Source organism: Corynebacterium sp. (genome assembly GCF_030152825.1).
Taxonomy (GTDB): Bacteria; Actinomycetota; Actinomycetes; order Mycobacteriales; family Mycobacteriaceae; genus Corynebacterium.
Window position 1 is genome coordinate 12,568 of record NZ_JASLIP010000006.1, and the last position, 24,477, is coordinate 37,044.

Genomic DNA, 24,477 nt, shown 5'->3' on the forward strand with positions numbered 1-24,477 from the left:
GGGAAAGAGTGCTCGGAACGCGCGCTCTAGGAGCACGTAACCCGCGAGCGCGTAACCCCCGGGACTAGTTCAATCGCGAGCTGTCCCGGGGGTTTCGCTTTGCACATTGCTCCCGCCGGTGAGGCTTGGGCGGAGGGGATGCATGTTTTGCAGAGTTTGATGTCGGAAAATCGTGAAAAACCGGCATTAAACTCTGCAAAACATAAAGAGCGCCGGGGTTGGGGACCAGCGGAGGGGGGTGAGGGGCAGGCCCCGGGCACTTGTGCGGTTTTGGGCCGTGGCGTGCCAGGAAACGTGCGAATTGTGGCACAGCACAGCCCAAAACGGGGATCCTTGGGGCCCGGGCAGAGCGAAAGCCCCGCCAGGAAAGGTCGGGGCTTTCGGATAAGAACTACAGCCGCCCGGTCCAGGGGAAGCGGGCGCGCAGCTGCTCGTTGGCGAAATCCATCGCATCCGCGTAACCCAGGCAGTAATCCCAGGTCACATAATCCTGCGGGGATGGCGCAGCCGAAGGCTCGTGCACCGGCAGGTGCTGGTGGTTCAGCATCGAGAGGATATTCGACTCGATGATTCCCCAGTCGTAGTAGTGCTGCTCATCGCAGTCCTCGCAGAGCATCGCCACGCCCCGCACACCGTGCGGCTCCAGCAGCTCCCGGAAGACCCGCACGTTCGCAAGGTCTTCACGCAGCGCGGCTTCCTCAGCCGCGTCGATCGGCTCCATGACTTCATCGCCCTCGACGGGCCCCAAAAGGGACGCCGGATCGTTCGGATCATCCGCGAAGGGATCCGGCGGCATCTGATAGTTACTAAAGCTCACGAAACCCACCGTACCCGCAAGCCAACCCGGAAAACACATTCGCAACGTTTAGCGCTAAAGTAAGGACTAATAAAAGCTCGTAACCGAAGCTGCGCTAGCGAATCTGGCACAACCCGCAGGCAGGTGCGTGTCTCGCGGGGAAAGCGGAAGACCTTCGCCGGTGCGGATCGTGCGCTGACAACGCGATGGAAGGATCAGGCCTTATGGCAAACCCACAGTCCACTAACAACTCTCAGGCAGCCCAGCGCGTGGAGACCGGGGGCGACGATCCGAACAAGGTTGCTCTCACCGGACTCACTTTCGACGACGTCCTTCTGATCCCGGACGCTTCCGAGGTCATTCCTTCCGCTGTGGATACCGCGACCCAGTTCTCGCGCAACATCAAGCTGAACGTCCCGATCGCTTCCGCAGCGATGGACACCGTCACCGAGGGGCGCATGGCCATCGCCATGGCTCGCCAGGGTGGCATCGGTGTGCTGCACCGCAACCTCTCCGTCGAGGCGCAGGCCGAGCAGGTCGAGATCGTGAAGCGTTCCGAGGCCGGCATGGTCACCAACCCGGTCACCGCCAGCCCGGACATGACGATCGAGGAGGTCGACGAGATCTGCGGCCGTTTCCGCATCTCCGGCCTGCCGGTCGTCGACGAGGACCAGACCCTGCTGGGCATCATCACCAACCGCGACATGCGTTTCGAGCGCGACATCAACCGCCCTGTCCGTGAGGTCATGACGCCGATGCCGCTGATCGTCGCCGAGCAAGGTGTCTCCGCCGACGCCGCGCTGCGCCTGCTGTCGGAGAACAAGGTCGAGAAGCTGCCGATCGTCGATGGCGCGGGTAAGCTCACCGGCCTGATCACCGTCAAGGATTTCGCGAAGCGCGAGCAGTACCCGAATGCAGCGAAGGACTCCTCCGGCCGTCTCGTCGTCGCTGCTGGTATCGGTACCGGTGAGGACGCCTGGAAGCGCGCCACCGCACTCGTCGACGCTGGGGTGGACGCCCTCGTCGTCGACACCGCGCACGCCCACAACCGCGGCGTGCTGGACATGGTCTCTCGCGTGAAGAAGGAATTCGGCGACCGTGTGGACGTCATCGGCGGTAACCTCGCGACCCGCGAGGCTGCGCAGGCGATGATCGACGCTGGCGCCGACGGCATCAAGGTCGGTATCGGCCCGGGCTCCATCTGCACCACCCGCGTCGTCGCTGGTGTCGGTGCCCCGCAGATCACCGCGATCATGGAGGCAGCCGTTCCAGCCCGCGCTGCTGGCGTCCCGATCATTGCGGACGGCGGCATGCAGTACTCCGGTGACATCGCCAAGGCCCTGGCCGCTGGCGCATCCACCGTGATGCTGGGCTCCATGCTGGCGGGTTGCGCCGAGACCCCGGGTGAGGTCGTCACCGTCGGTGGCAAGCAGTACAAGCGCTACCGCGGCATGGGCTCCCTGGGTGCGATGCAGGGCCGTGGCCTGACCGGCGAGAAGCGTTCCTACTCCAAGGACCGTTACTTCCAGGCCGATGTGAAGTCCGAGGAGAAGCTGGTGCCGGAGGGCATCGAGGGGCGCGTGCCATTCCGTGGCAGCCTGGACCAAATTCTCCACCAGCAGGTCGGTGGCCTTCGCGCCGCCATGGGCTACACGGGTGCCGCCACTATCGAGGAGCTGAACAACGCTCGCTTCGTGCGCATCACCTCCGCTGGCCTGCGCGAGTCCCACCCGCACGACGTGCAGGGCATCGCCACCGCACCGAACTACGACCCGAACCGCTAATCCCACCGGTCGGCTTCGCACACAGCGGAAGCCGGCCACTACCGATTAGCCTCGTTCTAGAGATAAGCCTCCCCCCCCTGGCCAGCGGGGTGCGCCGCCCACACCACCGCAGCGCACCCCGCTGACCCACGAAATAAGGACCAACATGCAGGAATACAAGGACATCGGCCGCGGTCGCTCGGCACGCCAGGTCTTCGGCCTCAACCAGATCGACATCGTGCCTTCGCGGCGCACTCGTTCCTCGCGGGACGTGGACACCTCTTGGCGCATCGATGCCTATGATTTCGACTTCCCGATCATGACGCACCCGACTGACGCCGTGGTCAGCCCGGAGTTTGCCATCGAGTTCGGCAAGGCCGGCGGGCTGCCCGTCATCAACGCGGAGGGCCTGTGGGGCCGTGCGAAGGATCTTGACGCCGCCTTCGGCGAGATCGTTTCCGCGGCCGAGCGCGGTTACTTCGGCTCCTTCAATGAGGGTGCGGACGAGGACGTCGCGGCCGAGGCGCTGGAGACCCCGGAGTTCGCCGCGAACCAGGTGCTGCAGCGCCTGCACCAGCAGTCGCTGGATCTGGATCTGCTTCAGGAGCGCCTGCAGCAGGTGCGTGATTCCGGCGTGCGCTTCGCGGTGCGCGTTTCCCCGCAGCGTGCTCGCGAGCTCGCCCCGACGCTGATCGCCGGCGGGCTCGACCTGCTGGTTATCCAGGGCACCCTGATCTCCGCGGAGCACGTGGACACCGACGGTGAGCCACTGAACCTCAAGGAGTTCATCGGCTCCCTGGACGTTCCGGTCATCGCCGGGGGAGTGGTGGACTACACCACCGCCATGCACCTGATGCGCACCGGCGCGGCCGGCGTGATCGTGGGCGCGGGCCCGGTGACCAACAGCCAGTCCTTGGGTATCGACGTCCCGATGGCCACCGCCATTGCCGACGCCGCTGCTGCCCGCCGCGACTACCTGGACGAGACCGGTGGCCGCTACGTGCATGTCATCGCGGACTCCGAGCTCTCCTGCTCCGGCGATATCGCCAAGGCGATTGCCTGTGGCGCGGACGCCGTTGCCCTTGGCGCACCCCTGGCCGCGGCGGAGGAGGCCGGCGCCCCGAACTGGTTCTGGCCTTCCAGCGCGGCACACCCGAAGCTGCCACGTGGCACCGTGGACGCGCTGCTGCCGCCGACCTCCGTGCCGCTAAATCAGCTGCTCTTCGGTCCGACTCCAGACCCGCTGGGCCACGAGAACCTGGTGGGTGGCCTGCGCCGCTCAATGGCGAAGTGCGGCTACACCGAGGTCAAGGCCTTCCAGAAGGTGGATATCGCCGTCCGCTAGTCGCGAAGACAGCGCGCAGAAATGGCTGATTAAGCGCGCAGCGGCGCCTGACTAATGGCGCCACACGCTGCCGGAAAATCAGAAGAATAAAGCGGTCGAACTCCTGCTTGCGAGTTCGACCGCTTTATTCATGCTTAAAATGGCAATCGAATGTTCGCTCGGTAAGTTGAAAACTGTCTGCCTTATTGCAATGGGCGATTGATTCAACTTCTTTTGGAGGAACATTATGCAGCGCGCACACAAGCTCCGCCCCGCTGGAGGGCTACGAGAATGAGATGAAGAAGTCCACGGAGATCTCCCCGGAGGTCGCCACCGCCGAGCAGATCCGCACGGTGGACCCGGACGCCATCGTCTCCCCGTTCGAGTCTGTCTACACCGACGATGGTGCCGGCACCATCGAGGAGTGGAAGGATCTATCCGGTGCCCTGCTGTACTCCATCTTCGACGGCGCACCGTACGTCGGAGGCAAGCTCTCCATCGCACAGGACATCTTCGAGCTCACCGGTGTGAAGAATGTCTTCGACGACGCCAACGAGGCATGGCCGGAGCTCAGCTGGGAGGCTCTGGCTGACAAGGACCCGGACTTCATCGTCCTGGCTGACCTGCCGGGCCGCGGCGCACCGGGAGACAAGGCCGAGGAGAAGATCGAGATGCTGGAGAAGGACCCAGCAACCCGTAACCTCAAGGCCGTGAAGGAGAAGCGCTACGTCATCGTGAAGGGCATCGGCCTGTCCGGCTCCGTCCAGTCCTACGAGCCGCTCGAGGACGTCGCGGAGTACGTGAAGAACTGGAAGAACTAGGTATGGCATCGAGCACTGACACTCGCCGCGAGCCCGGAAAGGGCGCGAAGGCATCCCCCTGGAGGGCACGAAGCTCGCACCCGCGCGCCGCGTGCCCACCTGGGTGGCGTGGGTCGTCGGGCTGATCCTACTGGCCCTGGTCTGCTACATGGCCCTGTTCATGGGCGCGGCCACCCTGACTCGCGACGAGGTCTGGGGCTCGATCACCCACAAGCTCGGCATCCTCGCCAGCGATTCCCGCCCCGCACCCAGCCTGATCCGACAGTCGATTCTCTTTGACCTGCGCATTCCGCGCATCGTCATGGGGATCTTCGTCGGCGCGGGCCTCGCGGTCGCGGGTGCCTCGCTGCAGGCGATCACCCGCAACGATCTTGCGGAGCCGTACCTGCTGGGTGTCTCCTACGGTGCGTCCACCGGTGCGGTCGTGGCCCTGCTGCTCATGCCCGTCAGCTTCGCGCTGGGCCTGACCGGTGGTGCGGCCATCGGCGCCCTGCTGAGCTTCGGTCTGCTGATGCTTCTCCTGCGCGGCACGGGATTCGTTTCCACCCGCGTGGTGCTCACCGGTGTGCTGGTTGGCCAGTTCTTCTCGGCCATCACCAGCCTCATCCTGGTCGCCCGCGGTGACGCGGAATCCGTCCGCGGCATCACCTTCTGGCTGCTGGGTGCGATGGGTGCCTCCCGCGCCAACACGATGTGGATCGTGCTGATCACCGTGGTTATCACCAGCCTGCTGATCTGGATGATGTCCCGCTACCTGGATGCCATGAGCTTCGGTGACGAGACCGCGAAGTCGATGGGCGTGCCCGTCGTCGGCGTGCGCGCCACAGTGCTGATTCTGGTCGCCCTCATGACGGCAGCGACGGTCTCCGCCGTCGGTGCGATCGGCTTCATCGGTCTGCTCGTGCCCCACGCGGTGCGCATGATCGTGGGTTCTGCCCACGCGCGCCTCATCCCGCTGTCCGCGCTAGTCGGTGCGATCCTGCTGGTGTTCACCGACGCCCTGGCCCGCAGCGTGTTCCAGCCGCAGGAAGTCCCGGTCGGTGTGTTCACCGCGCTGCTGGGCGTGCCACTGTTCTTCTTCATCCTGAACCGGGGGCAGCGAGTATGAGCATCGTGGAAATCCAGAACGTCTCCATCACCTAGCACCGCAAGTCCACCCCGACGGTAGCCAACGTGGACGCCTCCTTCGATGCGGGGACGATCACCGCGTTGGTGGGGCCGAACGGTGCCGGTAAGTCCACCTTGCTGAAGTCCGTCGCCGACGTCGTCGACTTCGACGGCGAGGTCATGATCGACGGCGCCCCGCTGCGCAGCTACAGCCGACGCGAGAAGGTCAAGCAGGTCGCGTTCGTCGCCCAGCACGGTAACGCGAACTCCGAGCTGCTGGTCCGGCAGGTCGTCGAGCTTTCCCGGATGGCCTCCAAGGGGCCGTTCGCCCGGCAGACGGACGAGGACCACGACGCCATCTCGCACGCGGTGGAGCACGCGGACGTCGCCCACCTGATGGATCGGACATGGAATACCCTGTCCGGTGGTGAGCAGCAACGCGTCCAGCTGGCCCGCGCCATCTCGCAGAGCGCGAAGGTTCTGGTGCTGGACGAGCCGACGAACCACCTGGACATCCACCACCAGTTCCGCCTCATGGAGCAGCTGCGCCACCTCGCGGCCGATCACAATGTGTGCGTGATCGTCGCGATGCACGACCTGGGGCTGGCCTCGCGCTACTGCGATCAGATCGTGCTGCTCGAGGACGGCGAGCTCGTGAAGTCCGGCACCCCGCACGAGGTCTTCACCCCGGAGCGGCTGATGAGCGTGTTCGGGATCGACGCCGAGATCACCACGGTGGGCGGCCACTTGGACCTTGCGGTTAATAGCGCGGTGCCGAATTGGAAGCACCACCACGAACCGAAGGAAGACCTCGCGCACTAAGCTGCGCGCTAGGCGGTGCGCCGGCGCCCACTAAGCCACGCGCTAAGTGGCCAGCGAGGAAGGCGGCCGGCCTGCCGGCTACGCGGGCAACCGGGCTGCCGACCGCGCGGCCAATCGGGCCGGTCATGAAGCAGCCCGCCAAGTGGGGCAGGAAGTCCCCCACGGGTGTTACCCACCCCGTGGGGGACTAGCCATATATGCGATAGGATGAGCAGCGTGAATCACCAAAATCATCAGCCAGTCCTCGTGGTGGATTTCGGCGCGCAGTACGCACAGTTGATCGCGCGCCGCGTGCGTGAGGCCCGGGTCTACTCCGAGGTCGTTCCACACACCGCCACCATTGAAGAAATCAAGGCCAAGAATCCCGCGGCCATCGTGCTGTCGGGTGGTCCGAGCTCGGTCTACGCCGATGGCGCACCGGCTCTGCAGCCGGAGCTGCTGGAGCTGGGCGTGCCGGTGTTTGGCATTTGCTACGGCTTCCAGGCCATGACGCACGCGCTCGGCGGCACCGTGTCCGAGACGGGGCAGCGCGAGTACGGCCGCACCGAGGTTGAGCTCCTCGATGATGGCGGCGTGATGCACGCGGGCCTGGGCTCGCACAAGGCTTGGATGAGCCACGGCGATGCGGTCTCGCAGGCCCCGGAGGGCTTCACCGTCACCGCGAAGTCCGCCGGCGCGCCGGTCGCCGCCTTCGAGTGCCTGGATCGCCGCATGGCCGGTGTGCAGTACCACCCGGAGGTCATGCACAGCCCGCACGGCCAGGAGGTGCTGGAGCGCTTCCTCACGGAGGTTGCGGGCCTGGAGCAGAACTGGACCGCCTCCAACATCGCTGAGGAGCTCATCGAACAGGTTCGGGAGCAGATCGGCGAGGACGGTCGCGCCATCTGTGGCCTCTCCGGTGGCGTGGACTCCGCTGTGGCTGCCGCGATCGTGCAGCGCGCCATTGGTGACCGCCTGACCTGTGTGTTCGTGGATCATGGCCTGCTGCGCGCAGGGGAGCGCGAGCAGGTGGAGAACGACTTCGTCGCCGCGACCGGCGCGAAGCTGGTCACTGTGGACGAGCGCGAGGCCTTCCTGAAGCGCCTGGACGGCGTGACGGACCCGGAGGCCAAGCGCAAGGCTATCGGTGCGGAGTTCATCCGCTCCTTCGAGCGCGCCGTCGCTGGCGTGCTGGCCGATGCGCCGGAGGGGTCCACCGTGGACTTCCTGGTCCAGGGAACTTTGTACCCGGACGTCGTCGAGTCTGGCGGCGGTTCCGGTACCGCGAACATCAAGAGCCACCACAACGTCGGTGGCCTGCCAGATGACGTCGAGTTCCAGCTGGTCGAGCCGCTGCGCCAGCTGTTCAAGGACGAGGTCCGCGCGGTGGGCCGCGAGCTCGGCCTGCCGGAGGTTATCGTTGCCCGCCAGCCGTTCCCGGGCCCGGGCCTAGGTATCCGCATCATCGGTGCGGTCAACGAGGAGCGCCTGGAGACGCTGCGTGCGGCCGACAAGATTGCCCGCGAGGAGCTCAGTGCTGCCGGCCTGGACGGCGAGATCTGGCAGTGTCCGGTCGTCCTGCTCGCGGACGTGCGCTCCGTGGGGGTGCAGGGCGACGGCCGTACCTACGGTCACCCGATCGTGCTGCGCCCGGTCTCCAGCGAGGATGCTATGACCGCTGACTGGTCCCGCATTCCTTATGAGGTGCTGGAGAGGATCTCCACCCGCATCACCAACGAGGTGGCGGAGGTTAACCGCGTGGTACTGGACATCACCAGCAAGCCACCGGGAACCATCGAGTGGGAGTAATCCCCACCGCTTGAGGTGCCTCCCTGGCAGTGCTCCTCAAGCAGAAAAGCGCGTCGCACGATGAGGTGCGGCGCGCTTTTCTTATTCGTGGAGGCTGGAGTGTGGGCTAGCCAGGATCAGCGGGTAGTCCGCACTGTAGGGCAGGGGCACTGGCGTTGAGCTGGACCGTGCACCGGGCCAGAACGCAGAGTCTAAGCGTCGTCCCGAACCTGCCCGGTCCCAGGTTCGGCGAGATAGCGGGTGCCGTCGATGCTAGGGAAGGAGATCCACGCATAGGCCCCAGCCAGTGCGAGTACAATCAGCGCTGCGATCCAGGAGTGGATCTGGAAGGCGGGCAGGATCATCAGCGCGAGCCAGAGGGGGAATAGCGGCATGATCTGCGCGACGGAGGTCTTGTATTTCCGCCCCGTCGATTCCACGGCTGCGCGCACCTTCTTGCGGTAGGGGTGGCTGAAGGTCACGAGGAAACCCACCCCGATGGCGATGATCAGCACCATGACCTGCCAGGTCGTCGCCAGCGGCATGACCATCGCCGCCACGCCGAGCCCGAGCAGGAGGGACGCGGCGGCACGCACGCCCTCGGGGGCGCGGACGAGGATGGTCGCCTCGCTGGGAGCGCTGCCCTCCTTGTTCCGCGCTGCGCTGTTCTGTGATGCGCTGTCCCGTGGTGCGCTGTTCTGCCGCGCTGCGCGATTCTGCTCAGCGCGCGAGGAGCGCTGTGGGGTGGGGCGCTGGGCGTTCTTGCGGGGCTGGTTCTTTTTGCTCATATGTGACGAGTCTAGTTCCTCGCGGCTGCGCGGTCTTTTTCGGCGGTGAGCAGGGCGTTGGTGAACCGCGCCAGGTGGGGCTAGAATCCCTGAATTAGAACATATGTTCGACTTGTCTGGTCTGTTTTCTATCTTTTAGGACGTCAATCCGGTCGGCCTGGCCGGAGCAGTGAACTTAACTTTGATTCCCGGCGGGAGCGGGCTGGCCTGCATGTTTCCCGAGCTGATGGTGCCGATGTAGAGGAGGGAGCGCCGTGCCCATGCTGATCGATGAGAGCAATGTTGTTCATGCGATTGAGAAGCTCAAAAGCAACCGTGCGGCGGCGCGGGCTGCAGCCACGACTCGGCGTGCGCCGGAACCTCGGGGCATGGCGGAGCCACAGAGCGCAGCGGAGCCACGGGGTGTGGCTGGGCTGCAGAGTGTGGCGCAGCCTCAGGTTGCGGGCCAGGAGGCGGAATCTGCCCGGGCGGCCGCGCCGTTGCGCGCGGTTGCGTCCGAGCCCGCGACGGTGGGGCGGGCGCGGACGCTCGGCATGCCCGAGTGGCTCGCGGGCCAGCTTGCTGGCGGTGGGCTGGCGCGCGGGGCGGTGACTGCGATGGCGGATTGTCCCGCCGCGGTCGTCGATATTCTTGCGCATGTCACCGCGAACGGCGGGTGTGCGGCGGTGGTGGGCTACCCGAAACTCGCGCTGGCGGCCGTCGCCGCGGCGGGTGGAGAGCTCTCCCGGCTGATCATCGTTCCGGATCCCGCGCCACACGTCGGGGCGGTGCTCTCGACCCTGGCGGAGGGCTTGGATCTGGTGGTTTACGTGCCCGTCCAACGGGTCACGCCCACCTTCGCACGCCCCGTGGAGGCGCGGCTGCGCAAGAGCAGCTGCGCGCTGCTTAGCTGTGGGACGCCCTGGCCGGGTGCACGGCTGAACCTCGACGTGCAGGTGGCTGGCGTCCACGGGCTGGGCCGGGGGAGCGGCCGCATCCGCTCTATCGACGTGACCGGGCGCGTCTGGGGCAAGGGGCAGCCGCCGCAGCGCATCACGGCGGAACTGACGGGCCGCCGCGATGGTGCTGGCAGTCAGGCTGATCGGGGTCGGATCGAGGTGGCGCTGTGAGTGGCCTGGGGAAAGCGGGAAGTGCCGAGGCGGGCGCTGTCGCGGCCGAGCGCGTGACCGTCCTGTGGTTCCCGGATTTCCCGGTCTATGCCGTGGGGCTTGCCCGCGGCTGGGATATGCTGCAGCCCGCTGCCACGATCGCGGATTATCGCGTCCAGGCCTGCAACGCCGCCGCCCGGGCACAAGGGGTGCGCCAGGGGATGAAGCAGCGTCATGCGCTCGCGACTTGCCCGGAGCTCTGGCACGCGCCCGCTGACCCGGTGCAGGAGGCCACGATCCACGAGGACATCGTGGACGCCCTGATGGACGTAGCTGCCGGAGTGGAAACACTACGCCCCGGCCTCGTCGCGCTGCCCACCCGCCCGCTGGCGAACTACTACGGTGGGGAGGCTGCGGCCGTCGAGCTCTTGCTGGACTCCGCGGCCCGGCTGGGGGTGGAGTGCCTAGCCGGCACCGCGGACGACCTGATGCCCGCCGTGTGGGCATCACGCCGTGGGGTGCACGTCCCGCCCGGCGGGAACTCCAGCTTCGTGCCCACCCTGCCCATCGGGTTTTTGGCGGTGGAGTCTGTGCTGAGCGCCCCCGCTGAGCTGGTCAGCACCCTGCAGGAGCTGGGGGTGCGCAGCCTGCGGGACTTCGCGGCGTTGGGTCGGAAGCACGTGGCGGGGCGCTTCGGTGCCGAAGCCGTGTACTGGCACCGAGTGGCCTGCGGCGAGCCCGGCCGGGAGGTATCCCCGCAGCGCCCCGCCCAGCCCGTCGAGGTGCTGCATCAGGTAGGGGAGCCTATTCGGAGCACCGAAACCGCGGCCTTCGTTGCCCGCCAGGCAGCTGCCCGGCTGCACGGGGAGCTCTTCCGGCGCGGGGAGGCCTGCCTCCGGCTGACCGTGCGGGTTCACCTCAACCCGCCTGCGGAGTACACCGGCCCCACCGTGGTGGAGCGCGCCTGGCGCTGTCGCGAGCCCCTGACGGAAGAAGACACCGCCCAGCGGGTCCGCTGGCAACTCGACGGCTGGATCACCCGGCTGCGCGCCAAGGTTGGCGAGCCGGAGCAGGAGGACTTCGAGGACGCCGCCGCCGGCGTGGTTGCCATCGAGCTGCTCCCGGTCGAGACGGTGCCAGCGGGTACCATCGCCGAACCGCTCTGGGGTGGGGCGGACGAGGGGCTACGCGCGGCTCGCGCCGCCGCTGGGCGAGCGCAAGCCCTCATCGGTATGGCCGCCGTTCAGCAGGTCGTCCACCGGGGTGGGCGGGCCATCGGTGGGCGCGTGCTCACGCTGCCCTATGGCGAGGAAGTGCCCGAGGAGATTTCCGCGCAGCCCACGACCCAGTGGCGGGGGGAGCTGCCCGCGCCGCTGCCCGCGACCGTGGGGGAGGCCGCTAACCCCAGCGCGGGGCACCCGGCCGCATCGATCGCGGTGCTCGGCGAGCGCGCACAGCCCGTGCACGTGACCGGCCGGGGCCTGATGAGCGACTCGCCTCAACGGCTGCGGTGGGGTAACCGGACACTACCCATCCGGGGGTGGGCTGGCCCCTGGCCCGTGGATGAGCAGTGGTGGGCCGAAGGAAAGCGCTACGCGCGCCTACAGGTCGCCACCGACGAGGGCGCCTACCTGTTGGTATGCAAGGGGCAGAAGTGGCGAATCGAGGCGACTTACTGAGGGCTGACTGAGTTGCGTTAGCGCTGGAAGGTGGGGTGAAAACGGTGGTGAGGAAAATAAACCAGAAATAGTTTTCCAAAGAAATGTACTGGTGCTAAGAAAATAGTAAGCTGCCAGACACTGAGATTGAACCGGGGTCATTCCAGAGAGCGAGATGCCTCGGCAAGCGACAGGCGGGACCGCCCAGCGCACCCAGCTCCCAGTCCTCAAAGACAAAAAGACCAGCGCATTCGCGCGGGTCAGCATGAAAGGGGCCAAAGAAATGGCGACCAAGAAGATCAACGCAATCGGCAAGGCCACCATTGCCCTCACCGCAGCGACGGCCGTCGCCATGGGCGGCGTCACCGCCGCAGGTGCAAGCCCGCTGGGCAGCCTGGGCAGCCTCGGTTCCTCCGCTCCGGGAGACCTGGAGCAGGCTCAGGGCAAGGAGTACAAGCTCGGTAACGTCGGCGGTCCTGCCTGGAACGTGGACGTCTACAAGCAGCTCGTCACCGGCGCTGAGACCGTGCGCCCGGGCGCGACCGTCAAGACCCGCATCAAGATCCAGGGCGTGAAGGGCGAGACCAAGGTTAGTGACCTCATCGAGCGCATGCCGGAGAGCTTCCAGCTGGTCAGGGTCGAGACCGTCGAGAACGGCCTCCTCGGCCGCAGCATCAAGCAGCTCGACCAGAGCCAGTACGGCGTGACCACCAAGGATGGCGTCAAGCAGGTCAACGTCGGCCTGAAGGAAGGCCTGATCTTCAAGGGGGACAGCACCGTCAGCACCCACAAGTCCTTGGTTGTCGACTTCACCTGGAAGGCCGGCTCGGAGGAAGGCGCCTTCGCCACCGGTGGTGGTGCAAAGGTCGGCGCAGCCTTCAACAACCACAAGGTCTTCGACAATGGTCCGAAGATCACCGTGAAGAAGGGTGCGTCCAAGCCATCCGGCAGTGTTTCCCTCAGCTCCTAAGGGCACCCGCGGGTCTTTCACCCATCCCACGGGCGTGAGCCCGTGAACCCTTAAGCGGCCGCGATCAACCGATCCGGCCGCTTAGGTCTGCCTAAGGCCTTCCATTTGGTACCTTGTCAGTTATGGCTACCAGCAGAAATCCACTCGCGGGAGTCTCGCCACACGAGTTCACCACCGAACAGCTCGACGACGCCCCCACCATTTGCTCCACCTTCACCGGAGAGCAGCTCGCTGGCACTGCAAAACCCGGAAAAATCGTCCTCTGCCTGGAGTTCTACACCGGCTGGGGGCACGACATCCTCGACGGCACCGCCTTCGGCGCCGAGCTGAATGCGAAGATCAAAACCTTCCTCAAGGACAACGGGGCCGAACTCCAGTTCATCCGCCGCCCCGGCCGGGAAGGCCAGGACCGCCGCCAGAACAACACCCGGGTGCTCTATATCGCCTGGGCCACCGGCACCGAACCCATCCTCGAAAGGATGGACCTGCCCAACGTCGAGGCCCTCCTGGACGTCGACCTGAGCACCCCGGGCAACACCCCGGGCGCCCGCCGCGTCGAGCACCCCATCCTGCTGGTCTGCACCCACGGCCGCCGCGACCGCTGCTGCGCCGTCCGCGGCCGCCCGCTCGCCGCCGCGCTGAACAAGCACTTCGCCGACGCCGCGACAGGGGAAAACCGCACGTCCGGGGCCGGGGAACGCAGTGCTCTCGCCCAGAACCACGCCGATGCCGCCGGAGTGGGAGCCGGGCCGGTGGATCCCAAGCGCACCGGATTCGAGGAATTCGACGACCACCCCTCGGTGGACCCCATCGACCCGATCATCTGGGAGTCCTCCCACACCAAGGGGCACCGCTTCGCGCCTTCCATGCTCCTGCTGCCCGCCAACTACTCCTTCGGCCGCATGGCCGAGGGTGGGGCGCGCAGCATGGTGGAGCACGCCCAACGCGGGGAACTCTGGCTGCAGGGTAATCGCGGCCGTGGCTGCCTTGACCCCGCCAGCCAGGTCGCCGAACTCCGCGTGGCACACGAGCTCCATGACCGCGGGCTGCCCGTCGGCCTCGCCACGCTGACGTCCTGGGAGGAAACCCCAGAAGGCAGTGACGAGGAAAACACGCAGGCAGTCGCCGACGTCGCCGTCCGCATCGTGGAAGACACCGCCTCGGGCCTGCGCTTCCGGGTCCGCATGGAGCGCCGGGACAGCGTCATGGTCGTGTCCTCCTGCGGCGATAAGCCCAAGCGCGCGAAGTCCTGGATCGCGGTCGACTGCGAGGAGATTCTTGGGTAGCTCGCGGCGTCCCGAGCGGAGTCAACCCGATCAGGGCAGCACTCAGCCGGGCAACGCCTCGCACGGGACGCCGGAATACAACGGCGCAGCCGGACACGACACCCAGAACGACCGCACCACGCCGCACGAGCACAACAGCGAGCAGAAAATCGATAACCAGCACAATCCCGACCAGGGGAGCATCCGGCACGCCATCGGTCTGGCCATGCCGGTGGGCCTCGGCATGGTTCCGCTCGGCCTGGCCTTCGGCATCCTGCTGACCCAGATGGGCTTCGCGTGGTTCTGGGCGCCGATCTTCTCGTTCGTGATTTACGCCGGTTCCATGGAATTCCTGGCACTCAGCCTCGTCACCGGGGGAGTGGGGCCGCTCTCAGCCGCGCTCTACGGGCTGCTGGTGAACTTCAGGCATGTCTTCTACGCCCTGAACTACCCGCTGCACGTCATCCGTAGCCGACTCGCCCGCGCCTATGGCATCTACGCGCTGACGGACGAGACCTATGCGATCGTCAGCGCCAACCCCAATCAGCGCTTCACCGGCCGCCAGGTCATCGCCATCCAGATCGTCCTGCAGTGCGCCTGGGTCGGTGGGGGAGTTCTCGGCGCCCTCTTCGGCGACGCCATCCCCTGGAAGCTCGAGGGCATGGAGTTCGCGCTCACCGCCCTGTTCGTCGTGCTGCTGATCGAGTCCTTCCTCGCCACCAGGGACGTCTCCCTGGTCCTCACGGCCGCGGTGACCGCCACGGTGGCGCTGCTGGTCTTCCCGGGCAACATGCTGATGATCGCGATGCTGCTCTACTTCGCCGTGCTGCTCGCCCGTTTCTACCTCCCGGGCCTGGACCGCGCCCTCCAGCTGCGCTGGCGCACCGGGGACGAAAGGCAGGAAGTATGAGCACCCAGCCCACTGTTCTGGCTACCGAGGCTGTCCACGCTGCCGAAGCTGAGGCCACCGGCAGCTACGGCCTGCCCGCCGGCGTGAGCCTCGGCACCACCATCGGCGTGCTGCTCCCGCTCTGCATCGTCACCGTCGCCCTACGCGGCCTGCCCTTCGCCGCCCTGCGTTCCTTCCGGGAATCCAAGCTCGTCGCCTGGCTCGGCATGGGCATGCCCGTGGGCGTGATGAGCATCCTTGTGATCTACACCGCTGCCGACCGGATGGACGCCCCCGGCGGCCTGGCCTCCCTGCTCATCGCGGTGGCCTTCACCACCATCTGGCACCTGTGGCGTCGCTCCGCCACCCAATCCATCCTGCTGGGCACGGTGTTCTACGTGCTGCTCGTCAACCTCGTTTTCTAGACGACGACGTCGCGACCGTCACCGGCGCCTCGTTCGTCACCGTCGCCTGCCCCAACAAGGCATAAAAAGAACGCCGCCCCCGGCACCGAAGTGCAAGGGGGTGACGTCCTAAAAAGGAGGACAGAAAGCCCGGTGAAGGGTGAGCTCCTAGCGGCGCATAACCTTCTTAGCCAGCCAGTTACCGAACAGCTGAGCAGCCTGGACGATTACGATGATGACCAGCACGGTGATCCACGTGACCTCGTCGTTGAAGGCGCGGTAACCGTAGACAATCGCGAAGTCACCCAAACCGCCAGCGCCGATGTAGCCAGCCATCGCGGACATATCCACGATCGCGATGAACATGAACGTAAAGCCCAGGATCAACGGCCCCAGGGCCTCCGGGATGATCACCGTGAAGATGATCCGCAGCGGGGAAGCGCCCATGGACTTCGCCGCCTCGATCACGCCCGGGTCGATGGTGACCAGGTTCTGCTCCACGATGCGGGCCGCGCCGAAGGTTGCGGCGATCACCATGCCCAACACCGCGGCCTTGAGTCCGATACGGCTGCCCACCAGGGCGTCGCTCAACGGGCCGATGGCGGTGAGCAAGATAATGAACGGGATCGGGCGAACGAAGTTCACCAGGAAGTTGATCACCCAGTAGATGGGCCTATTCGACAGCACCCCGCCCGGGCGGGTGGTGTACAGCAGCATGCCGAACACCAGGCCCAGCAGGCCACCGATGACGAGGGTGGCCAGCACCATCGTGAGAGTGTCGTAGATCGCCTGGGTGAAGGTACCGCCCAGCCGGTCCCAGTCCATCGCGGCGAGTACGAGGGTGTCCGGGGACGCGGCGGTTGCGGAGCCGGAGGCGGTGGAGCCCGCGGCGGTCGGGAAAGTAGTCAGCGCGCTCATCGGATCTCCTCAATATCGGTTCGCTGGGCCAGGTCGGCGTAGAATTTCTCGATCGCGGCCTCGCCGGCGGCGTCCTGAGGGGTCACGCGCACGGTCAGGCGGCCGAAGGAGTGATTCTGCAGGGTGGTGACCCCGCCGTGGACGATGTTCACGCTCACATCCGCAGCCGAGAGCTCGGAGACGGCGTCGAAGAAGCCCACGCCCTGGTTCATCGTGATGGTGAACAGGCGGCCATCGCCGGCCTGCAGGGCGTTCGCCTCCACGTTGTCCGGGGTGTTGCGCAGGGAGGTGGCCACGAAGTTCTTCGCGACCTCCGTCTGCGGGTTGGAGAAGACCTCGTAGACCGAGCCCTGCTCCACCACGCGGGCGTTGGACATGACGACGACCTGGTCGGCGATGGAACGCACGACCTCCATCTCGTGGGTGATCACCACGATGGTGATGCCCAGCTCCTCGTTGACGCGGCGCAGCAGCGCGAGCACGTCACGGGTGGTGGAGGGGTCCAGCGCGCTGGTCGCTTCGTCGGCGAGCAGCAGGCTCGGGTTTGTCGCGAGCGCACGGGCGATGCCCACGCGCTGCTTCTGGCCACCGGAGAGCTGCTCCGGGTAGCTGAGGCCTTTATCCGCCAGCCCCACGAACTCCAGCAGCTCGGCGACGCGCGCCTCGCGCTCGGCCTTCGGCATGCCCTGCAGCTTCAGCGGGTAGGCGATGTTGCCGGCCACGGTGCGGGAGGAGAACAGGTTGAACTGCTGGAAGATCATGCCGATATCGGAGCGCAGCTTGCGCATCTCCGGTTCCTTCAGCGGGACGACGTCCTGCCCGTCGAGCAGGATCTCGCCGCTGGTCGGCTTGTCCAGTCCATTGATCTGGCGCACCAGCGTGGACTTGCCTGCGCCGGAGTAGCCGATGATGCCCACGATGGAGCCCGGCTGGATGGTGATGTTCACGTCCTCCAGCGCAGTGACGGACTTGCGCCCCTGCTTGAAGACCTTGTGGACGTTGCGAAATTCGATTCCCGTTCCCGTGCGGTCGCCCCGCGGGGTTGCGGGGGCGGCCGCGTCGGGGGCGGCGGATGTGCCTTGGGCCATTGGAGTGCCTTCCGGTTTAAAAGGCGTGCCTCGGCAGGCGGGCTGGTGAGCCGGCCATGCGAGACACGCCTTTTGGGGTTGGGTTTACTGCTCCTTGAGCTTCTGCTGGGTGTTGTCCAGCACCTTCTGCAGCTCATCGCCGGACATGGTCACGGCGACGGAGGTGCCCTTGGTCTGCTCGTTGATGGCGTCCTGGACCGGCTTGGAGTGCCAGATCTCGACGAGCTTCTTCAGGTCCTCTTCGTCCTTGCGGTCCTTGGTGGTCACGAAGCCGTTGATGTACGGCTGTGCCTCCTCCTTCTCCGGGTCATCCTGGAAGATGGCGGTCGCCGGGTCGATGTCCGCGCGGTCCAGGAAGGAGTTGTTGACGATGGCCGGGGTGCCGTCGAGCCAGGAGGTTGCGGTCTGGGCTGCGTCGACCGGGGTGACCTTAACCTTGGACTTCTCGGTGTCGATGTCAGCCGGGGTCGGGGTCAGCAGACCCTCCTTCTTCAGGGTGACCAGCTCTGCCTGGACGAGGACGTTGATGGCGCGGCCCTGGTTGGTGGAGTCGTTCGGGATGGCGACCTCGCCGGCCTTCTCGACGTCCTTCAGCTCGGAGTGGTCCTTGTAGTACAGGCCCAGCGGCAGGATCTCGGTGGCGCCGACCGGTGCGAGGTCGGTGTTGTTGCCGTTGTTGTACTCGGCCAGGAACATCATGTGCTGGAAGTTGTTGACGTCGATCTCGCCGTCGGTCAGCGCACGGTTCGGGATGGAGTAGTCATTGAAGGACTTGATCTCGGTCTTCAGGCCGGCGTTATCCAGCTCCTGCTTGAAGACCTGCCACTGCTTCTGCTCGGAGTCAGTGGTGCCGATGACGATGGTGTCGTCGTCGTTGCCGCCGGAGCAGGCCACGAGGCTGAAGCTGGTGGTCAGGGCGATCGTCGCGGCCAGAGCCTTGTGTCGAAGGGACATGGTGATCCTCCTAGATCTGAGGGTGCCCGCCGTGTGCCGTAGTTGGCGTGGGTGTTTTCTTAGGTTTTGCGGGTCACTATTTGTTGAAGGCAAATTTAGCACCGCTGGGCGGTGGTGGACAACTTGGTCTATTTTCTTGTCATTTACGCACGTGGTGTCGTCGATTCCGGTCCCGACTGAATGGGGTTCTGGGGTGGTGGGGAAGAGGGCTAGCTTTCGTACGGTATCGAATAGGTGTTCGATTTAGGGTAGGGTTCTGGCCGTGACGTATACGCGCGGATTCAACAACCCCAAGGCCCTCAGCTGGTCGCGGATCGAGCGTATCCTTTCGGGAAAAACCACAGGTGAGTGCGTTGAAGTTCGCTCGCGGAACGAGGCGCGGCGCGACGAGCAGCTCGGTGGCCGACATGGCGATTACCCCGGCGAGCTCCGGCACGGCGAACAGTTCGATGGTCGAAACGGGGAGCGGCCAGGCGGGCCCCGCGGAGAGCGAACCGCGGCGGGGGCACCGCGCGCAGCCGGGACACGCGTGGAGTTCGCGGAGCTGCGCGCCGCCAGCAGCTATCACTTCCTCCACGGCGCCAGCGAACCCGAGGAACTAGTGGAGCAGGCCAGCGCGCTCGGGCTCAGCGCGCTGGCCTGCCTCGACCGGGACGGCATGTACGGGGCCGCGCGTTTTGCCACCGCCGCCGCAGAGACAGAAGGCGAGCTCCAGACCGTCTTCGGGGCGGAGCTCAGCATCGACGGGCCACGGGCCCCCGGCCTGGCGGTGCTTTGCCGCGGCCAGGAGGGCTATCGGCGGCTCAGCCGCAGCATCACCGCCGCCCGGATGGCCCACCGGGACAAGGACGCAGTTGAATACCCCAGCTTCAACTCTCTCGCCGAGGCCGCCGGCGGGCACTGGCTCGTCCTCATCGACGCCGCCCAGCTCGCCATCCCCGGCCGCGCCGCCGAACTACTCGACGCCTTCGGCGCGCAGTGCTGCCTGGTGCAGCTGCAGCTGAGCATGGACCCGGCCGACGTGGACCATAACGAGGCCCTGCACGCCTTCGCCACCACCCACGGGCTGCGCGAGATCCTCTCCTCACAGCCCACCTGCGCGACCCCCAGCCAGGCCCGCCTGGCCGGGGCCAAGGCTGCCCTGCAGCGGCGCTGGGACGTCGCTCGCGCCGAGCCCGTCACCCACCCCGTGGGCGGATCCTGGCTGCGCTCCGGGGCGGAACTGCGGCAGCTCGCCGGGGACTGCGCCTGGCTCGCGGAAGCCGCCGCAACCAGCGTGGGCGTCGCCGAAGAATGCGCATTCACCCTGAACCTCGTCGCCCCAGAACTACCGCACTTCCCCGTGCCGGAAGGCCACAGCGAGATGTCCTGGCTCCGCGAGCTCGTGGAAAGAAACGGCACCCACCGCTACGGGCGGCGCGGCTCCACCGCGGCAGCGCAGAAGGCCTGGGAGGTCATCGACCGGGAGCTCGACGTCATCGAAAAACTGGGCTTCCCCGGCTACTTCCTCATCGTCCACGACATCGTCGACCACTGCCACAGCAACAACATCCTCTGCCAGGGGCGCGGCTCAGCGGCGAACTCCGCCGTCTGCTTCGCGCTCGGCATCACCTCGGTCGACTCCGTCGCCGCCGGCCTACTCTTCGAGCGCTTCCTCTCCCCGGAGCGCGAAGGCCCGCCCGATATCGACCTGGACATCGAGTCCGGCCGCCGCGAGGAGGTCATCCAGTACGTCTACCGCCGCTACGGGCGGGAGAACGCCGCCCAGGTCGCGAACGTCATCACCTACCGGCGCAAGGGGGCGCTGCGCGATGCCGCCCGCGCGCTCGGCTACCCGGCAGGCCAGGTGGATGCCTGGACCCGGGGGACCGCGGAGGCCCCCGAGCGGGTCCGCCAGCTCGCCGAACAACTGATCGGCCAGCCCCGCCACCTCGGCATCCACTCCGGCGGCATGGTCATCTGCGACCGCCCCATCGCGGACGTCGTGCCCACCGAGTGGGCGCGCATGGAGAACCGCTCCGTGGTGCAGTGGGATAAGGACGACTGCGCGGCCGTCGGGCTAGTGAAATTCGACCTGCTGGGCCTGGGCATGCTCGAGGCCCTGCACCACGCCATCGACCAGGTGGCCACCCACCGTGGCCGCCGTATCGAGCTGTGGCGCCTGGCCCCGACCGAGGAAGCGGTCTACGAGATGCTCAGCCGCGCCGACGCGGTGGGCGTGTTCCAGGTGGAGTCCCGCGCCCAGATGAACACCCTGCCCCGCCTGCGACCCCGGCGCTTCTACGACCTGGTGGTGCAGGTCGCGCTGATCCGCCCCGGCCCCATCCAGGGTGGGTCGGTCCACCCATTCATCCGGCGGCGCAACGGCCTGGAGCCGGTGACCTTCGACCACCCGTGCCTGGAACCCGCGCTCAGCAAGACCCTCGGCATCCCACTGTTCCAGGAGCAGTTGATGCAGGTCGTGGTGGACGCCGCCGGGTTCACCGCCGCGGAGGCCGATACGCTGCGCCGCGCGATGGGGTCCAAGCGTTCCCCGGAGCGGATGGCGCGGCTGAAGGAACGCTTCTACGAGGGCCTGGAGCGCACCAACGGCATCACTGGGGAGGTCGCGGACCGGCTGTGGGAGAAGATCACGGCGTTCGCAGCCTATGGCTTCCCGGAGTCCCACTCCCAGTCCTTCGCCGCGCTGGTCTACTACTCCGCCTGGTTTAAGTACCACTATCCGGCGGAATTCTGCGTGGCCCTGTTGCGCGCCCAGCCGATGGGCTTCTACTCGCCGCAGTCGCTGATTGCGGACGCCCGCCGCCACGGGGTGCGGATCCTGCCGGTGTGCGTCAACGCCTCCGGGGTGCAGGCGGACACGGATCTCTCGGCCGGTTCTGCTGCGTCTTCTTCCTCTTCTTTTAAGGACGTCAACCGTGCCCGCGGGGTGCACGGGCTGGGGCGGGGCACCGCGGAGCCCATCGGCGCGATCCGGCTGGGGCTGGCATCCATCGCGGGGATCAGCGAGGAGGCGGCCGAGCGGATCGTTGCCACGCGGGAAGAGCAGGGGGAGTACCGGCAGGTCAGCGACCTCTCCCGAGAAGCCGGGCTCAGCGTGGCGCAGGTGGCGGCCCTAGCGCGGGCTGGTGCCCTGGAGAGCCTCGGGCTGGATCGGCGGCAGGCGGTGTGGGCCGCGGGGCTGGCAGCTACGGAGCGGGACGGCATGCTGCCGGGAACGTCCTCGCCTTCGGTGCCCGCGCTGCCCGGCATGAGCGCCTTCGAGCTGGCCGCCGCGGACCTCGCGGCCACGTCGGTGACCCCGGACGGCCACCCCGTGGAGCTGCTCCGGGGTCAGCTTTCCCAGTGGCACGACCTGCCGGTGCGCGCCGGGGTGCGCCGCGGGCAGCGCCGGGGCGGGGCGGCGGTGGTGCCCGCCGTGGACCTGCTGCATGTGGCAGATGGTTCGCGCATCCGGGTGGCCGGGGTGATCACGCACCGGCAGCGCCCGGCGACCGCAGGCGGGGTCGTCTTCCTCGGGGTGGAGGACGAGACCGGCATCGCGAACGTGATGCTCACCCAGGGCTTATGGAAGAAGCAAAGGCAGGTGGCGATGACAGCACGCATCGTGGTGGTCCGCGGGATCGTGCATAACGCGGAAGGCGCGGCCAGTGTTACCGCCGATCTGCTGGAGGCCGTGGAGCCGGAACTGGGCGGTGCCGCGGCGCTGGGCAGCCCGTCGCGGGATTTCCGCTGACGTGCCCCGGAGCCGGCCACCGGGTCGGCAGTGGGCGCGACCCAGGTGGGTGGCTGCGACGGTGAGGAAAGGCATGCGGCCGGGGAAGGCGGGGCGATCAAAACGTGGGGAATAACACTTATGCGATTCACCGATTGACAATCACCGCGCCCACCCTCCAAGATCGGGGGAATGACCACCCCTGGCCCTTCCTGGCGCCCCACCAGTCAGCGGCGCTATATGCTGCGGCGAATCATCGCCCTCGCACTGGCGGCCGTGGCCATTCTTCTCGCGGCCGGGGCCGGGGTGTGGCTGCAGAAAAACACCGGCTGGAGCGTCGAACACCTCACCCGAAAAAGTCGGCACAGCCTGGTCAGCGAGCGCACCGAGCACGAATCCGCCGTGGCCATCCCGGAGCGCTCAAGCCGGGCCACGGGAACCAGCAACGACCGCACCCCAGGGGCAGGCGGTACCGGGGAGGACCAGGCCGGCGCGGGCGGCGAGCCCAGCGCTCGCGGCGATCGCGGGGGAGACCCCGGCCAGGGAGCTGCCGCGGATCCCGCCACCAGCACCAGCCCCGCGCCCGTGCTGCGCAATACCCAGCACTCCGCCCCGCTGAGGGGCACCCCACGCCCCGGAAATAAAGGGCTGGTCAAACTGAAGTCCGGGGGACTCAACCGGCAGGCGGTGCTGCAGGTGCCCGCCGACGTGGTGCCTCGCCAGTCCCAGGCCACCCGGCCCAAGCCGCTGATCCTCGCCTTCCACGGCTACGGGCAGTCCGGTGAATCCATGGCCCGCTTCGGCGACCTCGCCCGGGACGGTGCCATCGTCGCCTACCCCGACGGAATCGACAAGGCCTGGGCGGGCGCGCCTTATACCACGGCCACCGGAAAACAGGACCTGGCCCTGGTCCGGGACCTCATCAACCGCATCGCCGCCACCTACCAGGTCGACGACCTGCGCATTTATGCCGCAGGCATGAGCAACGGCGGTGGCTTCGTCGCGAAGCTCGCCTGCGAGATGCCCCAGGAATTCGCCGCCTTCGCCTCCGTGGCAGGCGCCTATTACAAGGGCACCTGGCAGGGCTGCGCAACACGGGCACAGCGTGGCAAAGAACACCCACAGTTCCGTGGCAGCAGGGCGACGTCCTTCCTCGAAATCCACGGGGAGGCCGACAGCCGCATCCACTACGACGGCGGCTCCCGCTACGGCACCCCCTACCTCGGGGCGATGAGCTTCGCCTCCGCGTACGCCCACCGAGCCTCCTGCTTCGGCGCGCCTGCGGTTCGCAACGTCACCCCCGTCGTTCGCCGCTACCAGTGGCGCGACTGCGCGGCGGACAAGGACGTCATGCACATCGCCGTGAATGGGATGGGGCACACCTGGCCCGGCGAGGGCGAGGCAGCCCGGCCGGGCGAGTCCGGGATCGCTGGGGTGCGTAACGACGGGGGACAGCAGAACGCGAACCCCACTCGCGCGGTCAATGCCGGGGCGGAGATCTTGAGTTTCTTCACCCGGCACCGGAAATAGGGCTGTCCGGGGCGACTGCTAGGGTTAAAGCCGACCAACGCGGGAGTCCGGGAGAAAGTCCGGGCTGAGAGGGCGCCAGCATCGTGGTGCCGACCGTCAAACCTGATCCGGATCATGCCGGCGATAGGGAGGCTAACCGTGAGCATCACGCCCGAAAATCCACCACAGAACAGTGCCACCAGTGGCTTCGCGGGGGAGCAGCAGGCCACGCAGCACAGCAAGTCCTGGCGCGTCGTGGACATCATCGTCGCCGCCGTGCTGGGTGTGGCCTGCGGCCTGATCTTCTGGGTCTGGAATGGCATCGGGGGCGCGGCCTACGGTGTCTTCGACGCCGCCACCCCGGGTCTCGGCGGGCTCGCGGTCGGCATCTGGCTGCTCGGCGGCGTGCTGGGTGGGCTGATCATCCGCAAGCCAGGTGCGGCACTCTTCGTTGAGGTGCTCGCCGCCGTGGTCTCCGCGCTGCTGGGTAACCACTGGGGCATCGAGACCGTGTACTCCGGCCTGGCCCAGGGGCTGGGCGCGGAGCTAGTCTTCGCGATCTTCGCCTACCGCCGCGCCGGGCTGGGTGTGGCCATGGCCGCCGGTGCCGTGGCCGCCATCTTCGAGTTCATCCTGGAGCTGGCGACCAGCGGAAACTACGCGAAGTCCCTGGCCTTCAATGCCACCTACCTGTCCACCATGATTCTCTCCGGCATCCTGCTGGCAGGGCTGGTGGGCTGGCTGCTCGTCCGCGGCCTGGTCGCCACCGGGGCGCTCGACCGCTTCCCGGCGGGCAGGCAACGCCAACAACTGGTCTAGGCCGATAAGGGG

General features: G+C 67.0%; 20 protein-coding genes and 1 riboswitch. Of the genes, 15 read left to right on the forward strand and 5 right to left on the reverse strand.

Going from position 1 to position 24,477, the window contains the following annotated elements:
- Positions 1-391: 391 nt before the first annotated feature.
- The gene (locus Q1V78_RS00515) at positions 392-817 is read right to left on the reverse strand and encodes a DUF5319 domain-containing protein (RefSeq protein WP_300610427.1); all 426 of its coding nucleotides are present in this window, start codon (positions 815-817) and stop codon (positions 392-394) included.
- Positions 818-1,020: 203 nt separating this feature from the next.
- On the opposite strand from Q1V78_RS00515, the gene guaB reads away from it, so the two are divergent.
- From guaB to guaA, 6 genes are all read left to right on the forward strand, one after another.
- Entirely contained in the window at positions 1,021-2,580 is a 1,560-nt protein-coding gene (gene guaB / locus Q1V78_RS00520; protein ID WP_300610429.1) for an IMP dehydrogenase, read from the forward strand.
- 145 nt (positions 2,581-2,725) lie between these two features.
- Positions 2,726-3,904, forward strand: a complete 1,179-nt coding sequence (locus Q1V78_RS00525; RefSeq protein ID WP_300610431.1) for a GuaB3 family IMP dehydrogenase-related protein — start codon at positions 2,726-2,728, stop codon at positions 3,902-3,904.
- A gap of 275 nt (positions 3,905-4,179) precedes the next feature.
- Entirely contained in the window at positions 4,180-4,704 is a 525-nt protein-coding gene (locus Q1V78_RS00530; protein WP_300610433.1) for an ABC transporter substrate-binding protein, read from the forward strand.
- Positions 4,705-4,795: 91 nt separating this feature from the next.
- Positions 4,796-5,812 carry an iron ABC transporter permease gene (locus Q1V78_RS00535; protein ID WP_300610435.1) on the forward strand — a complete coding sequence of 339 codons (1,017 nt, stop codon included), beginning with the start codon at positions 4,796-4,798 and terminating at the stop codon, positions 5,810-5,812.
- Between the two features lie 65 nt (positions 5,813-5,877).
- A complete protein-coding gene (locus Q1V78_RS00540) occupies positions 5,878-6,633 on the forward strand; it encodes an ABC transporter ATP-binding protein (protein WP_300610436.1) in 756 nt (251 codons plus the stop codon).
- A gap of 207 nt (positions 6,634-6,840) precedes the next feature.
- On the forward strand, positions 6,841-8,421 hold the full coding sequence (gene guaA / locus Q1V78_RS00545; protein WP_300610438.1) for a glutamine-hydrolyzing GMP synthase: 1,581 nt from the start codon (positions 6,841-6,843) through the stop codon (positions 8,419-8,421).
- Between the two features lie 191 nt (positions 8,422-8,612).
- Here guaA and Q1V78_RS00550 read toward each other — a convergent pair whose 3' ends face one another.
- Entirely contained in the window at positions 8,613-9,188 is a 576-nt protein-coding gene (locus tag Q1V78_RS00550) for a hypothetical protein (protein WP_300610440.1), read from the reverse strand.
- Positions 9,189-9,556: 368 nt separating this feature from the next.
- On the opposite strand from Q1V78_RS00550, the gene Q1V78_RS00555 reads away from it, so the two are divergent.
- The 6 genes from Q1V78_RS00555 (at position 9,557) to Q1V78_RS00580 (ending at position 15,483) form a co-directional block, all read left to right on the forward strand.
- Positions 9,557-10,297: a hypothetical protein gene (locus Q1V78_RS00555; RefSeq protein WP_300610443.1), complete on the forward strand. Its 741-nt coding sequence runs from the start codon at positions 9,557-9,559 to the stop codon at positions 10,295-10,297.
- Positions 10,294-11,955, forward strand: coding sequence for a DNA polymerase Y family protein (locus Q1V78_RS00560; RefSeq protein ID WP_300610446.1), 1,662 nt, complete (start codon positions 10,294-10,296; stop codon positions 11,953-11,955). Before Q1V78_RS00555 ends, Q1V78_RS00560 begins: the two co-directional genes overlap by 4 nt.
- A 262-nt stretch (positions 11,956-12,217) precedes the next feature.
- A complete protein-coding gene (locus Q1V78_RS00565; RefSeq protein ID WP_300610448.1) occupies positions 12,218-12,904 on the forward strand; it encodes a hypothetical protein in 687 nt (228 codons plus the stop codon).
- 122 nt (positions 12,905-13,026) lie between these two features.
- On the forward strand, positions 13,027-14,190 hold the full coding sequence (locus Q1V78_RS00570; RefSeq protein ID WP_300610450.1) for a sucrase ferredoxin: 1,164 nt from the start codon (positions 13,027-13,029) through the stop codon (positions 14,188-14,190).
- A 205-nt stretch (positions 14,191-14,395) separates the two neighbouring features.
- Complete coding sequence (locus tag Q1V78_RS00575; protein ID WP_300610680.1) at positions 14,396-15,079, forward strand: AzlC family ABC transporter permease; 684 nt, start codon at positions 14,396-14,398, stop codon at positions 15,077-15,079.
- Positions 15,076-15,483: a branched-chain amino acid transporter permease gene (locus tag Q1V78_RS00580; protein ID WP_300610452.1), complete on the forward strand. Its 408-nt coding sequence runs from the start codon at positions 15,076-15,078 to the stop codon at positions 15,481-15,483. The genes Q1V78_RS00575 and Q1V78_RS00580 overlap by 4 nt, the downstream gene beginning before the upstream one ends.
- Positions 15,484-15,630: 147 nt before the next feature.
- Here the strand turns inward: Q1V78_RS00580 and Q1V78_RS00585 are convergent, their stop codons facing one another.
- The 3 genes from Q1V78_RS00585 to Q1V78_RS00595 form a co-directional block, all read right to left on the reverse strand.
- Positions 15,631-16,287: a methionine ABC transporter permease gene (locus Q1V78_RS00585; protein ID WP_149121818.1), complete on the reverse strand. Its 657-nt coding sequence runs from the start codon at positions 16,285-16,287 to the stop codon at positions 15,631-15,633.
- An 89-nt stretch (positions 16,288-16,376) separates the two neighbouring features.
- Positions 16,377-17,468 (reverse strand): methionine ABC transporter ATP-binding protein, encoded by a 1,092-nt coding sequence (locus Q1V78_RS00590; RefSeq protein WP_300610454.1) that lies wholly within the window; start codon positions 17,466-17,468, stop codon positions 16,377-16,379.
- 84 nt (positions 17,469-17,552) lie between these two features.
- Positions 17,553-18,422: a MetQ/NlpA family ABC transporter substrate-binding protein gene (locus Q1V78_RS00595; RefSeq protein WP_300610456.1), complete on the reverse strand. Its 870-nt coding sequence runs from the start codon at positions 18,420-18,422 to the stop codon at positions 17,553-17,555.
- 262 nt (positions 18,423-18,684) lie between these two features.
- Here Q1V78_RS00595 and Q1V78_RS00600 point away from each other — a divergent pair, with 262 nt between their 5' ends.
- The 3 genes from Q1V78_RS00600 to Q1V78_RS00610 all read left to right on the forward strand — a co-directional run bounded on the left by Q1V78_RS00600 (position 18,685) and on the right by Q1V78_RS00610 (position 24,465).
- Entirely contained in the window at positions 18,685-22,158 is a 3,474-nt protein-coding gene (locus Q1V78_RS00600; protein ID WP_300610458.1) for an error-prone DNA polymerase, read from the forward strand.
- Positions 22,159-22,329: 171 nt separating this feature from the next.
- On the forward strand, positions 22,330-23,667 hold the full coding sequence (locus tag Q1V78_RS00605) for a PHB depolymerase family esterase (protein WP_300610460.1): 1,338 nt from the start codon (positions 22,330-22,332) through the stop codon (positions 23,665-23,667).
- A gap of 29 nt (positions 23,668-23,696) precedes the next feature.
- Positions 23,697-23,815: riboswitch (TPP riboswitch) on the forward strand.
- Entirely contained in the window at positions 23,806-24,465 is a 660-nt protein-coding gene (locus Q1V78_RS00610; RefSeq protein ID WP_300610461.1) for an ECF transporter S component, read from the forward strand. Its footprint overlaps the riboswitch before it by 10 nt.
- Positions 24,466-24,477: the final 12 nt, after the last annotated feature.